The organism is Janthinobacterium sp. JC611, assembly GCF_018682595.1.
In the GTDB taxonomy this organism is placed as follows: domain Bacteria; phylum Pseudomonadota; class Gammaproteobacteria; order Burkholderiales; family Burkholderiaceae_D; genus Janthinobacterium.
The window spans coordinates 219,619-234,685 of sequence record NZ_JAFLJN010000009.1; the positions used below are offsets into that span (position 1 = coordinate 219,619).

At 64.9% G+C, this 15,067-nt stretch carries 13 protein-coding genes; 7 read left to right on the forward strand and 6 right to left on the reverse strand.

The genetic code is table 11. The features are described 5' to 3' along the window. Positions 1-54 precede the first annotated feature (54 nt). The 3 genes from J0O65_RS08560 to rsmB form a co-directional block, all read right to left on the reverse strand. The gene (locus J0O65_RS08560) at positions 55-2,352 is read right to left on the reverse strand and encodes a sensor histidine kinase (RefSeq protein WP_215405925.1); all 2,298 of its coding nucleotides are present in this window, start codon (positions 2,350-2,352) and stop codon (positions 55-57) included. Continuing rightward, positions 2,352-2,858 carry a DUF4390 domain-containing protein gene (locus J0O65_RS08565; RefSeq protein WP_226939765.1) on the reverse strand — a complete coding sequence of 169 codons (507 nt, stop codon included), beginning with the start codon at positions 2,856-2,858 and terminating at the stop codon, positions 2,352-2,354. Before J0O65_RS08565 ends, J0O65_RS08560 begins: the two co-directional genes overlap by 1 nt. Positions 2,859-2,955: 97 nt before the next feature. Next, a complete protein-coding gene (gene rsmB / locus J0O65_RS08570; RefSeq protein WP_215405927.1) occupies positions 2,956-4,377 on the reverse strand; it encodes a 16S rRNA (cytosine(967)-C(5))-methyltransferase RsmB in 1,422 nt (473 codons plus the stop codon). Between the two features lie 374 nt (positions 4,378-4,751). Between rsmB and argS the strand changes: the two genes are divergently transcribed. From argS to J0O65_RS08605, 7 genes are read left to right on the forward strand one after another with little or no spacing between them, the layout of a single operon-like run. Further along, positions 4,752-6,461, forward strand: coding sequence for an arginine--tRNA ligase (argS, locus tag J0O65_RS08575; RefSeq protein ID WP_215405929.1), 1,710 nt, complete (start codon positions 4,752-4,754; stop codon positions 6,459-6,461). Positions 6,462-6,481: 20 nt separating this feature from the next. Then, positions 6,482-7,189, forward strand: coding sequence for an SPOR domain-containing protein (locus J0O65_RS08580; RefSeq protein WP_215405931.1), 708 nt, complete (start codon positions 6,482-6,484; stop codon positions 7,187-7,189). A 9-nt stretch (positions 7,190-7,198) separates the two neighbouring features. Next, entirely contained in the window at positions 7,199-7,870 is a 672-nt protein-coding gene (locus J0O65_RS08585) for a thiol:disulfide interchange protein DsbA/DsbL (RefSeq protein ID WP_215405933.1), read from the forward strand. Between the two features lie 37 nt (positions 7,871-7,907). Continuing rightward, positions 7,908-8,669: an SDR family oxidoreductase gene (locus J0O65_RS08590; RefSeq protein WP_215405935.1), complete on the forward strand. Its 762-nt coding sequence runs from the start codon at positions 7,908-7,910 to the stop codon at positions 8,667-8,669. Between the two features lie 10 nt (positions 8,670-8,679). Continuing rightward, complete coding sequence (locus tag J0O65_RS08595) at positions 8,680-9,474, forward strand: biotin--[acetyl-CoA-carboxylase] ligase (protein WP_215405937.1); 795 nt, start codon at positions 8,680-8,682, stop codon at positions 9,472-9,474. 4 nt (positions 9,475-9,478) lie between these two features. Continuing rightward, on the forward strand, positions 9,479-10,237 hold the full coding sequence (locus J0O65_RS08600; protein ID WP_215405939.1) for a type III pantothenate kinase: 759 nt from the start codon (positions 9,479-9,481) through the stop codon (positions 10,235-10,237). Next, positions 10,231-10,929, forward strand: coding sequence for an SPOR domain-containing protein (locus J0O65_RS08605; RefSeq protein ID WP_215405941.1), 699 nt, complete (start codon positions 10,231-10,233; stop codon positions 10,927-10,929). Before J0O65_RS08600 ends, J0O65_RS08605 begins: the two co-directional genes overlap by 7 nt. Here J0O65_RS08605 and J0O65_RS08610 read toward each other — a convergent pair whose 3' ends face one another. From J0O65_RS08610 to mrdA, 3 genes are read right to left on the reverse strand one after another with little or no spacing between them, the layout of a single operon-like run. Continuing rightward, entirely contained in the window at positions 10,930-11,973 is a 1,044-nt protein-coding gene (locus J0O65_RS08610; protein ID WP_215405943.1) for a septal ring lytic transglycosylase RlpA family protein, read from the reverse strand. Further along, entirely contained in the window at positions 11,973-13,088 is a 1,116-nt protein-coding gene (rodA, locus tag J0O65_RS08615; protein WP_099379982.1) for a rod shape-determining protein RodA, read from the reverse strand. Before rodA ends, J0O65_RS08610 begins: the two co-directional genes overlap by 1 nt. A gap of 8 nt (positions 13,089-13,096) precedes the next feature. Then, complete coding sequence (gene mrdA, locus J0O65_RS08620) at positions 13,097-15,067, reverse strand: penicillin-binding protein 2 (protein ID WP_215405945.1); 1,971 nt, start codon at positions 15,065-15,067, stop codon at positions 13,097-13,099.

Below are 15,067 nucleotides of genomic sequence, written 5' to 3' on the forward strand. Positions count from 1 at the left end.
GTACACGGCGGACAACTATGATTTTATTAGTGTTTTAAATACTAAACCAGACCCTCACGCCAGGAATTCCTGGGCAGGAGTGTCGGGAGCTAACTTTAACAGCAAAATGACCACCGAAGCGCCATTGCCGTCGACCCGGTTCTCGATATCGATGCGTCCGCCGTGTTCATCGATAATTTTCTTGACCATCGCCAGGCCCAAGCCCGTGCCGCGCGCCTTCGAGGTCACGTAGGGCTCGAAGGCCCGCGCCAGGATTTTCGGCGCAAAACCAGGACCGTTGTCGGTGATGGCCAGCCGCACGGCGATATTCACGCCGCCGTCCGCACTGCGATAATGAATTGCTTCCGTCCTTACGTCAATCCGCGGATGCGGCGAGTCCGGCGGCAGGTCGGCCATGGCGTCCTGCGCGTTCTGCAGCAGGTTATGGATCACCTGGCGCAACTGGGTCGGATCGCCCATCACCATCGGCAGATTCGGCGCCAGTTGCGGGTGGATGATGTCGCCGTCGTCGCCGCGCAGGTACAGATTCAGTATCTCTTCGATCAGCTCGTTCAAGCGCAGCGGCGTGAGCACGGCCGGCGGCGTGCGCGCATAGTCGCGGAAGTCGTCGACCATGCGCTTCATCGCATCGACCTGCTTGACGATGGTGGTGGTGGCCCGGCTGAGCAGGTCGGCGTCCGGCTGCTCCAGCTTGCCTTCGAGCTTCATCTGCAGGCGCTCGGCCGACAGCTGGATCGGCGTGAGCGGGTTCTTGATTTCATGCGCCAGGCGGCGCGCCACCTCGCCCCAGGCGATCGAGCGCTGCGCGGAAATCACGTCGGAAATATCATCGAAGACGACGATGTAGCCGCTGCCGGACTCGAGCGGCAGGCGCGAACCGCGCGCCAGCAAGGTGATGTCATGCTCGTCGGCACTGCTGCCCAGGCGGCGCGGAATCTCGATCTGGCGCTGCCAGTGCAGGCGCTGCTGGTTGCGGCCCGACGCCGATTGCGCGCTTTGCGCCGTGAAGGCGCTGATGATGGCGCCGCCAAACTCTTCCATTCCAGCAATATGCGCCAGCGGCTGGCCCACCATGCTCATGCCTGAATGCTGCAGGATGCGCTCGACCGATTCATTGCAGGTCACCAGCTTGAAATCGCCGTCGAGCACCATCACGCCGGCCGACATGTTCGCCAGCACCGATTCCAGGTGGGCCTTGGCGTTCTGCAAGGCGGCGCGGTTGCTTTCCACGGCCGTGCGCGCATCGAGCAACTGGCGCGTCATGATATTGAACGACTGCGTCAGGGTGCCCAGTTCATCCTTGGTGGCGACGATGGGACGCGGCGACAAATCGCCCTCGGCCACGGCGCGCGTGCCTTCGGCCAGCAGCAGCAGGGGCTGGGCCAGATTGCCGGCGATCAGGAAAGCGCTGCCGATGGCGCCGAAAATGGCCAGCAGCAAGGTCAGGGTGAGGATTTCCATGTACATCTTGCGCAAGCCCACGCGCGCGACGAAACGTTCCTTGTATTCGCTGTAGGCGGCGCGCAGCACTTCGCCATTCGTCGCCAGCTTGGGCGGCACCGATTGCAGCAGCTGCAAATAACGGGGCGAGACGGAAGGCCCCGGCACGGCCACCAGCACGCGCAAGCGCAGGCTGGCCGCCGTGTCCAGCGACGCCGGCAGGCCTGAGCGGAAACCGCCGCCGCCCGACTCCGTGCCATCGTCGTGCAGCTCCAGTCCGCCCTCGGCGGAGGCATAGCCGGCCGGCAAGGCCGCCTGCACCAGCATGGGCGGCGTCGGCAAGTCGGCCGCGCTATGCGGCCCGGCGCTGGCCAGCAGCACGCCGTCGCCGCTGACGAGCATGACATTTTGCATGCCCTCTTCGCGCAGCAGGCTGGTCAGCACGGCAGGGCCGGCCACCGGGTCGGCGCCCAGTTCTTCGACGGCCTTGTGGCCCCGGTGGTCGAGCTCGACCAGGGCCGCGTCGAGGCCGGCACGACCCAGCTCAATCCCCGATTCCAGCGCCGCTTCGATCTTGACGTTGAACCAGGATTCGATCGAGTGGGAGACGAATTGCACTGACACAAGGAAAATCACCAGGCCGGGCAGGATGCCGACGGCGGCGAACAGCATCACCAGGCGCGTCATCAGCTTGGAGCCGAACTTGCCGCTCTTGTAGCGCGCGTACAGGCGGGCCAGGGAAATGCCCACCAGCGCCAGCAGGGACACGGCCACGGCCGCATTCAGGCCCAGCAGCCAGGTGTAGTAACGGTCGAAAAAGCCGGAATTGTCGGAAGCCGACGCCAGCAGGAACAGCAGGATACTGACAATGCCGCCGCCCACCACCAGCAGATAGCGCAATGCTTGACTCACTACTCCGCCGTATACAAGAAGGTTTTTTTATTCGAAGCCAGGCGCCAGTCGCTGTTATTGAAGGCATTGACCTGTATCGGCTTGGGCAGGTAGTCGCGGTCCATGCCCATGCGCAGGGTGACGTTGTACGTCTGCCCCACTTTCAGCTCGCCGCGCCGCGCCACCAGCCAGCGGCTGGGACGGCGGATCAGGAACAGCGCGTCGTCGAGGGTGGGGAAGCTTTGCTGCAAGCCACCGCCCGATACGTGATACTGGCGCGTCAGCACGTTGTAGGACAGCTTGCTGGTCTGGCGCGCGACGATGGCTTTTTCATCGAACCAGTACCAGCGGGGCCGGGTCAGTTCGATTTCCGTCGTGAAATACAGCGGCACGCCATGCTGCACCGCGTCATCGAGGTCGTGATTGAGCTCGAAGGAATACGTGGCGGCCAGCTTGTAGCCCTCTTCGCTAGCCTCGATGTAAGCACGGGTGATCTCGACCATGTCGGCGGCATGCGCGCGTGGCATGGTACATGCCAGCATCAGCAGCAGGGCCAGGAGTCGGAAGAGTCGTGTCGTCACAAGTGTGCCAGTAGTGTCCGTAAGAAAAGGTTCGACGAATCGCTCAAGCCGCATTTTTTTGGAAGAGCGCATAGAACAAACCGTCGTGGTCCTGCTCCGCGCTGCCAGTCGGCAACAGTTGGCCAGGCGCCGTCAATCGGGTCGCGTTATTGCGTACCGCAAATGCCGCCGCCTGTGCCTCGGACTCTTGCGGCCACAATGAACATGTCACGAATAGCAATTTACCATCGGGGCGCAGCATCTGCCACAGGTTGTCCAGAATTTTGGAGGAAAGTGTTGCAAGTTGGAACGCATCGCCCTTGCGGCGCAACCAGCGAATGTCGGGATGGCGGCGCACGATGCCCGAGGCCGTGCACGGCACGTCGGCCAGGATGCGGTCGTACTGCTGACCGTCCCACCAGGCGTTCGATTGCGCATCCTGCGCCTTCAGGGTGGCCTCCAGGCCCAGGCGCCCGAGGTTTTCCGCGATGCGCGGCAGGCGCTTGGCGTCCGCGTCGATGGCCGTCACGTGCACGTCGGCCAGTTCGAGGATGTGGCACGTCTTGCCGCCGGGCGCCGCGCAGGCGTCCAGCACGCGCATGCCATCCTGCAAATCCAGCAAGGGCGCGGCCAATTGCGCGCCAGCATCCTGCACGGAGACGACGCCCTGCTCGAAGCCGGGGATCAGCGCCACGCCGATCGGCTTGTCCAGGCGCACGGCGAACGGCCCCACCTGGCGCGCGGCGATGCCCGCCTCGGCCAGCACGGCCAGGTAGGCTTCGACCGTGCTCTTGCGGCGATTCACGCGCAAGGTCAGCGGCGGCACGGCATTGCCGGCCGTCAAAATGGCCTGCCAGTCTCGCGGGTAAGCCAGGCGCAGCGAGTCGATCCACCACTGCGGATAATTCCATTGCGCCAAAGGTTGCTGCAGGGCCGCTTCCAGCAAGGACTTGCGCTCGCGCAAGAAGCGGCGCAAGACGGCATTCACCATGCCCTTGGCGTGCGCCAGGTCAGGGTGCGAGGTGGCGACCGTGACGGCCTGGTCGACCACGGTAAACTCTTCGTACGGCTGTTCGCCCGGCTCGGCCGACATCAGCGACAGCGCGCAGCACAGCAGCGCGGCCAGCATCGGCGGCTCGGGCGCCTTCGACGTCATCAGGCCGACCAGGGTTTCGCTGCGGCCCAGCTGGCGCATGGTGCGGTAGGAAATATCCTGGATGGCGCCGCGCGCTTGCGGGCTGGCGTTCGATTGCGCAAACACCTTGGCCAGCGCCTGCGGCAGGGCCGTGCCCGTGCGCACTTGCGCCACGGCATTGGCCGCGCCCAGCAGGCAAAACGCCAGCGAGTCGGCGCGCAAATCGGGTTGGAAGCCTGGCTGCAAGACCGGTTTCAGGTCGGGATGGTAGCTGGGACGTAATTTTGGTGCGGCAGGAGCCTGGCCTGGCGCCGGCTTGGTTTTCAATTTCAGCGTGGGGCGCTTGTTCATAGTTATCCGGTGTGGCTGCGCGCGGCTGGTGGCAGGGTGGCACTCGCGGCCGCGCGTCATCAATAAAGGGTCGATTGTAGCGTTTGTGGCGCCCTCTGGCCCAAGCGATTGCAGCGATACCTGTAAATTGCGGCAAAAAACTGCATATATACCGGCAGAATGCGCCATGCTGATGTTTTCATGCACCAACATCAGCATGCTGTCCTGATAATATCGTGAAACGCGCCGGCACGGGGACACTGCCGGCTGGCGTATTGTTCCCGGCAGCAAACCAGTATAATTAACGCAGTCTGGGCGGCTTGGGTACTTGCCGTCCGTTTTGCTTTTTGATTCATTCTATTCATTCTTAACGCGGTTCCGCCGCCATCCTGCTCATGCTCGCCCAACAGAAACAAGAAATCATCGCCCTGTTCCAGGCCGCCCTCGCTCCCGTCCTGGCCGGCACTTCGCTTGCGCCTACCGTGGTGCTCGAGCGACCACGCGACGCATCGCATGGCGACGTCGCCTGCAATATCGCCATGCAACTGGCCAAGCAGCTGAAACAGAATCCCCGCGAACTGGCGCAAACCATCGTCAGCGCCGTGCTGGCCAATCCGGCCGGCAAGGGCCTGGTCGAGGCAGTGGAAATCGCCGGTCCCGGCTTCATCAACGTGCGCGTCTGCGCCGCCGCCAAGCAAGCCGTGGTGAAAACCATCCTGGGCGAGGCCGACAGCTATGGCCGCAGCACGGCAGGCGCGGGCAAGCAAGTCATCCTGGAATTCGTCTCGGCCAACCCGACCGGTCCGCTGCACGTGGGCCACGGCCGCCAGGCAGCGCTGGGCGACGCCCTGTCCTCGCTGTTCGACGCGCAAGGCTACCAGGTGACGCGCGAGTTCTACTATAACGACGCTGGCGTGCAGATCCAGACCCTGGCCAACTCCGTGCAGGCGCGCGCGCGCGGCTTCAAGCCGGGTGACGCCGAATGGCCCGAGTCCGCCTACAACGGCGACTACATCGCCGACATCGCCAACGACTTCAAGGCAGGCAAGACCGTCTCGGCCAGCGACGGCTTGCCCGCCACGGCCAATGGCAACGTGGACGACATCGATTCGATCCGCCCGTTCGCCGTCACCTACCTGCGCAACGAGCAGGACATCGACTTGCAGGCCTTCGGCGTGAAGTTCGACAATTACTATTTGGAATCGTCGCTGTATGCGGACGGCAAGGTCAACAGCGCCGTGGAAACCCTGATCAAGGCGGGCCACACCTATGAGCAGGATGGCGCGCTGTGGCTGCGCACCACCGACTTCGGCGACGACAAGGACCGCGTCATGCGCAAGACGGACGGCACCTACACGTATTTCGTGCCGGACGTCGCGTATCACCTGGTGAAATGGCAGCGCGGCTTCGTGCAGGCCATCAATATCCAGGGCAGCGACCACCACGGCACCATCGCGCGCGTGCGCGCCGGCCTGCAAGCGGTCGACATGGGCATCCCGCAAGGCTACCCCGACTACGTGCTGCACAAGATGGTCACCGTCATGAAGGACGGCGAGGAAGTCAAGATTTCCAAGCGCGCCGGCTCCTACGTGACCGTGCGCGACCTGATCGAATGGTCGGGCGGCGGCGACATCGCCAAGGGCCGCGACGCCGTGCGCTTCTTCCTCATCTCGCGCAAGGCCGACACGGAATTCGTCTTCGACGTCGACGTGGCGCTGAAAACCACCGATGAAAACCCCGTCTATTACGTGCAGTACGCGCATGCGCGCATCTGCCGCATCCTGGAAAACTGGGGCGGCGATGCAAGCGCGATTGCCAACGTCGACCTTTCCCCGCTGACGGCGCCGACCGAGGCGACCCTGCTGGCGACCCTGGCCGCCTACCCGGAAATGCTGGCGCGCGCGCAAGCGGAACTGGGACCGCACCAAGTCGCCTTCTACCTGCGCGACCTGGCCGCCAACCTGCACAGCTTCTACTTCGCCGAAAAAGTGCTGGTCGAGGACGAAGCCGTCAAGATGGCCCGCCTGGCCCTCGTCATCGCCGCGCGCCAGGTGCTGCGCAACGGCCTGGCACTGATCGGCGTGTCCGCGCCAAACAAAATGTAATCGCGAAGGTCAAACCGTCAATGAATCATGCTTCCCGCTTCTCTTCGACCCGGCGCCAGCAGGGCAATACCCTGGTCGGCATCATCATCGGCCTGGTCATCGGCCTGGGCATCGCCGTGGTGGTCGCCCTGGTGATCACCAAGGGCGCCTCGCCGTTCACCGACAAATCGGGCAAGGCCGGCAAATCGGCCGAGCCGACGGCCGGCCAGATCGCCGACCCGAACAAGCCGATGTACGGCAACAAGGAAGCGGCCAAGGAAGCGGCGCGCGACTTCTCCAAGGAGCCGCGCGAGATCGTCACGCCGACGCAGCCGGCCGCACCGGCGCCCGCGCCCGCCACCGCGCAGCAGCCGAAGGCGCCGCCGCCGGATGCGCTGCAGGAATTGATCGGTACATTGAAGGACAAGCCGGCGCCGAAAACGCCGGCGGCGGCACCCGCGCCGCAAGCCAAGGCCGACGTGAAAGAGGCCAAGGCCGATGCAGCCGGCGACAAATGGATTTATTATCTGCAGGCCGGCGCCTTCCATGACATGTCGGACGCCGAAAGCACGCGCGGCAAACTGGCGCTGCTCGGCTTCGAAGCGGCCATCAGCGACCGCAGCACCGACGCCGGCGTGCTGCACCGCGTGCGCGTCGGACCGTTCAACCAGCTCGAGGCGATGAACCGCGCGCGCACCAAACTGTCTGAAAACGGTATCGACGTCGCCGTCGTCCGCAACCAAAAATAAGGAACCAGCATGCGTTTTCTGAAGAAGATCCTGTTCGCCGCCGCCCTGTGCACCATCGCCATCGGGGCATCGGCCTCGCCGGCCGAGCCGAAGAACGGCGTCGAGTACGAAACCCTGGCCACGCCGCAGGCGACGGAAGCGGGCAAGAAGATCGAAGTGACGGAATTCTTCGCCTATTACTGCCCGCATTGCAACGTGCTCGAGCCGCAACTGGCGGCCTGGGTCAAGAAACAGGGCGACAACATCGTCTTCAAGCGCGTGCACGTGTCGCGCGATGACAGCGTGGCGCCGCAACAGCGCCTGTTCTTCACCCTGCAAGCCATGGGCCTGGTCGACAAGCTGCACACCAGCGTCTTCCACGCCATGCACGTGGAGCGCAACCGCCTGAACACCGACGACGCCGTCTTCGACTTCGTCGCCAAGCAGGGCGTGGACCGCCAGAAGTTCATCGACACCTACCGTTCGATGGGCGTCTCGGCCCGCGTGCGCCGCGCGGACGCCATGATGCAGGGCTATAACGTCACGTTCTGGCCCATGATCGCCATCGACGGCCGCTACATCACCTCGCCTTCGCAGGCCGACCAGGGCAGCAAGTCGGCCAAGAACGAAGAACAGCTGAACGCCCAGGCGCTCACGGTGATGGACGTGCTGGTCGCGAAAGCCAAAGCGGAAAAGAAATAAGCATGGCCACTTCCCTGGCGCGCCCGGGCATCGCCTGATGCAACGCGTTTTCATCACGGGCGCGTCGAGCGGACTGGGCGCCGCCCTGGCGCTGCAGTACGCGCGCCAGGGCGCGCAACTGGGCTTGCTGGCCCGCCGCGGCGACACCCTGCGGCAGCTGATCGCTTCCCTGCCCTCCCCCGAACGCCACCGCGCCTACGCCGTCGACGTGTGCGACCACGCCGCCCTGAAAAACGCGGCCGCTGACTTCATCGTCCATGCCGGCGGCATCGACGTCGTCATCGCCAGCGCCGGCGTGTCCTACGGCACCTTGAGCGAACACGCGGAAGATCTCGACGCCTTTGCGCGCCTCATCGCCATCAACGTCACGGCCACCGTCGCCACCTTCGCGCCCTTCATCGCCACCATGAAAAACCAGGGCAACGGACGCCTGGTGGGCATCGGCAGCGTGGCCGGCATCCGCGGCCTGCCCGGCGCCGAAGCGTACAGCGCCTCGAAGGCGGCCGTCATCAGCTACTGCGAATCGCTGCGCCTGGAGTTGAAACCTGCCGGCGTCAAGGTCGTCACCATCACGCCCGGCTACATCGACACGCCGATGACGCGCCACAACGCCTACCGCATGCCCTTCCTGATGCCGGCCGATAAATTCGCCGCGCGCGCCGCGCGCGCCATCGCCGACGGCGACAGCTACCGCGTCATCCCGTGGCAGATGGGCGTCGTCGCCAAGCTGCTGCGCGCGCTGCCCAATGCCGTCTACGACCGGGCCTTCGCGAATGCGCCGCACAAGGCGCGCAACTGACTCCATCACCATGACGAAGCACTCAGACTTGAACAGCGCGGCCATCGCCGCCCATTGCGCCACGGGCGCCTCCCACGTGGCCATCGAAGTGGTCGACGAAACGGGATCGACCAACGCCGACCTGCTGGCGCGCTGCGCCGCGCTGGCCGGCCCCACCCTGCGCATCGCCGGCCAGCAGACGGCCGGACGCGGGCGCGCCGGACGGCCGTGGGTGTCGCAGCCGGACGCCAGCCTGATGTTCTCGCTGGCCTGGAGCTTCAAGGGACCGCTGCATCAACTGGTCGGCCTGCCGCTGGCCGTCGGCGTGGCGCTGGCCGAAAGCATGACGGCGCTGGGCGTGCCGGTGCAGCTGAAGTGGCCGAACGATATGCTCAAGGATGGCCACAAACTGGCGGGCATCCTCGTCGAGACGCAGCAGGCAGCCGATGGCGGCGTGTGGGCCGTGATCGGCTGCGGCATCAATCTGCTGATGCCCGATGCGCTGGAACGGCAGATCGGCCGCAGCGTCTCGGCCGTGCCCTGGCTGGCGCAGATGGAACGCAACACCCTGGTGGCGGCCCTGCTCAGCCGCCTGGCCGGCGTGCTGGCCGAATTCGACGACACGGGCTTCGCGCCGTTTACGGAGCGCTGGAACGCGCTGCATGCGTGGCAGGGCCAGCACGTGAAAATCCTCGACAACGGCCAGCTGCTGCAGCAAGGCGTGGCGGCCGGCGTGGACCAGCTGGGCCGTTTGCTGCTGCGCACCGATGGCGGCCTGCAGGAAATCATGTCCGGCGACGTGTCCTTGCGCCTGGCGGGGGAGTAGGCGCATGCTGCTGCTGATCGACGCCGGCAATACGCGCATCAAATGGGCACTCGTGGCCGCCGACAGTGCCGCCGGCGGCTGGCTGGCCAGCGGCGCCGTCACGCATGCGCAGATCGATACGCTGGCCGCGCAGTGGGAGACACTCGCCATCAGCGAGGTGCTGCTGTCGAACGTGGCGGGCGCCGCCATCGGCACGCGCCTGCGCGCCATGCTGCCGGTAATGCCACGTGACTTTATTTCGCTGCCGTGGCTGGCCGGATTGACGAATGGTTACCGCGCGCCGTCGCAGCTGGGCTGCGACCGCTTTGCCGCCGCCATCGGCGCGCAGGCGCTGGCGCCTGGCCAGTCCGTCATCGTCGCCAATTGCGGCACCGCCACCACCATCGACGCCATCACGGCCGATGGCGTTTTCCTTGGCGGGATGATCTTGCCGGGACTGGGGTTGATGGCCAGCTCGCTGGCGCGCAACACGGCGCAACTGCCGCAAATCGCCGGCGACGCCATGCTGCCGGCCGGCTTTGCCGACAACACGGACGACGCCATCCTCTCGGGCTGCCTGGCGGCCCAGGCGGGCGCCATTGAACGGGCCGTGCGCATGCACGGCGCCAGCGCCTGCCTGCTGTCGGGCGGCGCCGCGCCGCGCATCGCGCCAGCACTGGCGCTGCCGGTGCCGCTGCACCTGGTGGACAATATCGTCATGCTCGGCCTGCAGGCGGCCGCGCGCGCCGGAGCGGCAGGAACACAAGGACACCACGTATGCTGAAATTCGTCTTCTGGCTGCTGGCCGGCGTCAACCTGCTGGTGCTGGCCATCGGCCAGGGTTATCTGGGCAGTTTTCGCAGCGAGACGCGCGAACCGGCGCGCCTGAAAAACCAGCTGCAGGCGGGCAAGCTCACCTTGCTGACGCAGGAGCAGGCCACGGCACCCGCCGCGCCGCCGGCCGCCGACGAGGGCGCGACGCCGGCGGCGGCCGCACCGGCGCCGCCGACGACGTATGCCTGCACGGAAGTGGGCAATTTCCTGCTGGCCGACGGGCGCCGCTTCGAAGCGCAAGTGGCCGCACTGGATCTGGGCGACCGCCAGTCGCGCCGCAACGTGGCCGGCCACGACATTTCCAGTTACATGGTGTACATCCCGCCGCAGGGCAGCAAGGAAGGCGCCGACCGCAAGGCCGGCGAATTGAAGCAGCTGGGCGTGACGAATTACTTCATCATGAACGAAAGCAGCCCGCTGCGCTGGGGCATTTCACTGGGCGTGTTCAAGTCGGAAACCAGCGCGCAAAGCCAGCTGGCATCGCTCAACAAACAGGGCGTGCACAGCGCCCGCGTCGCGCCGCGCTACAGCGCCAGCAAGCAGCTCGCCTACCAGTTCCGCGACCTCGACGCCGCCACGCGCGCGCGGCTGGAGAAAATTAAAACGCAATTCCCGGAGCAGGAACTGCGTAGTTGTAAATAACTATCGTTGAATCACGATCGGCTTGATACCCGTCGATTCCGGCAAATTCGCCGCCGCGCGTGCCGCCTCGGCGCGGCTGGAGAATGGTCCACCGTACAGGCGGAACAGGTTCCCGGCCTGCACCACGCCCAAGGTCCCCAGGGCCGCCGCGTATGGCGCCAGGCGCGAACGTCCCGATTCCGCATTGTCGGCGCGCGAGTAGGCGCCCAGCTGCAAATAGAAGCCGCTGGCCAGCGCCGCCGGAGCGGGCATGGCCACCGTCGCATCGACGGGCAGCATCTGCGTCGACACTTCCGGCTGCACCACGGCGCCCGTTTCCACGGGAGTATCGATGGAAATGGCCACTACGGAAGGTACCGGCTTGGGCGCCGCGCGGGCCGCCAGGATGGCGTCGATATCGGCCGGCAGCAGCCGCTCGACCACCACCTGGTGGCTGCCCTTGCCCAGGAAGCCCAGTTTCAGCGCCGCCGTGTAGGACACGTCGATGACGCGCGTGGCGTGGAAGGGACCGCGGTCATTGATGCGTACGATCACCTGCTCGCCGCTGTCGATGCTCGTCACGCGCGCATACGACGGAATCGGCAAGGTCGGATGGGCCGCCGTCATCTTGTACATATCGTAGATTTCGCCCGACGAAGTGCGCTGGCCATGGAATTTCTTGCCATACCAGGTGCCCGTGCCCTTCTGCGTAAATGGCGTGTTGTCGGTGATCGGCGTGTAGGTCTTGCCGAAGACGACATACGGGCGGTTCGAGCGCGTCGAATACGGCTCGTTGCGCACTTCCGCGTCGGGCACGTCGCGCAGGTTGGCCGGCGGATTGTCGCCCGGGCCATCGTCCTTGTAGTAGCCGCCGCGCCCGGAGCCTGCCGCCGGCAACGCCGGCAAGGTGGGATCCTGGCGCACGGGCGCCTTGACCTTGCCGCCGGATGGCAGCGGCACGTTATTCGATGCGGGCTTGTGCGGCGTGGTGCCGCAAGCGGCCAGGGTCAGCAAGACCGTCAGGCTCAACCCGCGCATGACGAAGGTATCGACAGGCGCGCGCATCAGGTCTGCACCAGCTTGCGGTGGCGCTGAATGCTCATCAGGATACCGGTGGCCACGCCCAGGGTCAGCAGCGCGGTGCCGCCATAGCTGAGGAATGGCAAGGGGACGCCGACCACCGGCACGATGCCGCTGACCATGCCCATGTTGACGAAGGCGTAAGTAAAGAAAATCATGGTGATCGCTCCTGCCAGCAGGCGAGTGAAAAAACTGGGGGCGTTGGCGGCGATCATCAGCCCCCGTCCCACCAGCAGCAAATACATCAGCATCAGGATCAAGTTACCGACCAGGCCGAATTCCTCGGAATATACGGCAAAAATAAAATCGGTCGTGCGTTCCGGAACAAACTCCAGGTGGGCTTGCGTGCCGTGCGTCCAGCCCTTGCCCGTCATGCCGCCGGAACCAATGGCGATGATGGACTGGATGATATGAAAGCCCTTGCCCAGCGGGTCCTTGGTCGGGTCGATCAGCATCATCACGCGGTCGCGCTGGTAATCATGCAGGTGCGACCAGGCGATCGGCAGGCAGGAAACAAAGGTGATCAGCAAGCCGGCCAGCACCTTCCACGACAGGCCGGCCAGGAAGATGACGGTAAAGCCGGCCGCCACCACCAGCAGCGCCGTGCCCAGGTCGGGCTGGCGCGCGATCAGGTAGACGGGCGCCAGCAGCAGCACGGCCGCCATCAGGAACGATTTCCAGCGCAGCGCACCCGCATTATGCTGGAAGAACCAGGCCAGCATCAGCGGCGTGGCGATCTTCAGGAATTCGGACGGCTGGATGTCGATCACGCCGATATGCAGCCAGCGCCGCGCACCGAGCTTGATGGTGCCGAACAGCGCCACGGCCACCAGCAGGATCACCGACACCGTATAAGCGGGCACGGCGATGCGCATCATCATCTGCGGCGTGACGTTGGCCGCCACCCACATGACGAAAAAGCACAGCAGGATGTTGCGCAGGTGGTCCTCGATCTTGCCGGGGATGCCGATGCTGGCCGAATACAGGGTCAGCAGGCTGGTGCTGAGCAGCATCAGGATGATGATCATCAGCGGCGGATCGAACACCGCCAGATAGGGTTTGGCGCGCCGCCACAGCGAGCGCCTCTCGTTAATGGGCATGTGCTTCCTTATTGTCTGGCAGGTGCCGTCGGGGCTGCTTGCTCGTCCGTGATTTCTTCCAGGGTGCGCACTTCGTCGACATCTTCCTTGGGCACCTTGGTGGTGTCCTTTTCCTTGTCGCTAGGACGCTTGCCCAGCAGGTAGTAGTCGAGCGCCTTGCGCGCGATCGGCGCGGCCACGCCGGCGCCGAAGCCCGCGTTTTCCACCACGATGGCAATCGCGATGCGCGGCTTGTCGGCCGGCGCGAAGGCCGTGAACAGGGCGTTGTCGCGCAGGCGTTCGGCCAGCAGCTTGGCATTGTACTTCTCGTTTTTCTTGATGCCCACCACCTGCGCCGTCCCCGTCTTGCCGCCCACCGTGTACTGCACGCCGGTGAAGATGCGCGCGGCCGTGCCGCCCTGCTCGCTGGTCACGCCCACCATGGCGCGCTTGATGATGTCGATATTTTCCTGCTTGAGCGCGATGCGGTAGCTTTCCTTGGGCACCGTCAGCGTGCGCGCGCGCGTGGCGGCGTCTTCGATGATCTTCACCAGATGCGGTTTCATCACCACGCCGTTGTTGGCCAGGTTGGCCGTCGCGTGGGCGATCTGCAGCGGCGTGTAGGAATTGTAGCCGGAGCCGTTACTCACCGAAATCGTGTCGCCGCCCACCCATTTTTTCTGCTGCGGCGTCTTGAAGCGGTTGCGCTTCCATTCCGTCGACGGCAGCACGCCCGTCTTTTCGTTATTCAGGTCGATGCCCGTCAGCTGGCCGAAACCGAACGGCTTCATGAAGTCGTGGATGGCGTCGATGCCCATGTCGCGGCCCAGCTGATAGTAATAGGTGTTGCACGAGACGACGATGGACTTGTGCATGTCCACCGTGCCATGGCCGCCCACCTTGTCGTCGCGGAAGGTGTGGCCGCCGAGGATGAAGAAACCGGGGTCGGATATCGACTGGCTCGGCGTGCGCTTGCCCAATTCGAGCGCGGCCAGCGCCATGAAGGGTTTGAAGGTCGAGCCGGGCGCGTAGGTGCCGGACAGAGGCCGGTTGACCATCGGCCGGTCCAGCGAAGTATTGAGTTCGTTCCAGCTTTGCTGGTCGATGCCGTCGACGAACAGGTTGGGGTCGTAGCCTGGCTTGGACACGTAGGCCAGGATGTCGCCCGTGGCCGGGTCGATGGCCACGGCCGCGCCGCGCCATTCGCCGAACGCTTCCTCGACCACTTTTTGCAGTTCGATGTCGATCGACAGGATCAGGTTGTTGCCAGGGGTGGCCGCCGTGCGCGACAGGGTGCGCATGGCGCGCCCGCCGGCCGACACTTCCACCTCTTCGTAGCCGGTGGTGCCATGCAGCTGCTTCTCGTAGCTTTTTTCCAGGCCCTCCTTGCCGATATGGTCGGTGCCGTTGTAGTTGGCCGCGTCCTCGCCCTCTTCCAGCGCCTTGGCTTCGTTGCGGTTGATGCGGCCGATGAAGCCCACCACGTGCGACGCCACCTCGCCCATCGGATACTGGCGGAACAGGCGCGCCTGCACCTCGACGCCAGGGAAGCGGAAGCGCTGCGCCGTGAAGCGCGCCACTTCCTCGTCCGTCAGGCGCGTGCGCAGCGGCACGCTGACGAAGTTCTTCGACTCTTCCAGCAGCTTCTTGAAGCGGCGGCGGTCCTTGATGTCGATCTGCACCAGGGTCGACAGCTCGTCGATCACGGAATCGAGGCTGGCGCTCAATTTCGACGGCGTGATTTCCAGCGTATAGGCCGAGTAATTGCGCGCCAATACCACGCCGTTGCGGTCGAGGATCAGGCCGCGCGTGGGCACGATGGGCACCACGGCGATGCGGTTGTCCTCGGCCTTGGTCGCATAGTCCTCGTGCTTGATCACCTGCAGCCAGATGAAGCGCGCCAGCAGCAGCGCAAAGCAGACGAAGACGAGCGCGCCCAGGATGGTCAGGCGCATGCGGAAAAAATGCAGTTCGCGCTCGGTGTTCTTGAGTTCAGTCAT

Excerpts from the sequence above, each read along its gene's own strand:
- J0O65_RS08590 (WP_215405935.1), top strand. The coding sequence starts at position 7,908 with ATGCAACGCGTTTTCATCACGGGCGCGTCGAGCGGACTGGGCGCCGCC.
- J0O65_RS08595 (WP_215405937.1), top strand. The coding sequence starts at position 8,680 with ATGACGAAGCACTCAGACTTGAACAGCGCGGCCATCGCCGCCCATTGC.
- rsmB (WP_215405927.1), bottom strand. The coding sequence starts at position 4,377 with ATGAACAAGCGCCCCACGCTGAAATTGAAAACCAAGCCGGCGCCAGGC.
- J0O65_RS08585 (WP_215405933.1), top strand. The coding sequence starts at position 7,199 with ATGCGTTTTCTGAAGAAGATCCTGTTCGCCGCCGCCCTGTGCACCATC.
- J0O65_RS08600 (WP_215405939.1), top strand. The coding sequence starts at position 9,479 with ATGCTGCTGCTGATCGACGCCGGCAATACGCGCATCAAATGGGCACTC.
- J0O65_RS08605 (WP_215405941.1), top strand. The coding sequence starts at position 10,231 with ATGCTGAAATTCGTCTTCTGGCTGCTGGCCGGCGTCAACCTGCTGGTG.
- mrdA (WP_215405945.1), bottom strand. The coding sequence starts at position 15,067 with ATGACTGAACTCAAGAACACCGAGCGCGAACTGCATTTTTTCCGCATG.
- J0O65_RS08565 (WP_226939765.1), bottom strand. The coding sequence starts at position 2,858 with ATGCCACGCGCGCATGCCGCCGACATGGTCGAGATCACCCGTGCTTAC.
- argS (WP_215405929.1), top strand. The coding sequence starts at position 4,752 with ATGCTCGCCCAACAGAAACAAGAAATCATCGCCCTGTTCCAGGCCGCC.
- J0O65_RS08610 (WP_215405943.1), bottom strand. The coding sequence starts at position 11,973 with ATGCGCGCGCCTGTCGATACCTTCGTCATGCGCGGGTTGAGCCTGACG.
- J0O65_RS08580 (WP_215405931.1), top strand. The coding sequence starts at position 6,482 with ATGAATCATGCTTCCCGCTTCTCTTCGACCCGGCGCCAGCAGGGCAAT.
- rodA (WP_099379982.1), bottom strand. The coding sequence starts at position 13,088 with ATGCCCATTAACGAGAGGCGCTCGCTGTGGCGGCGCGCCAAACCCTAT.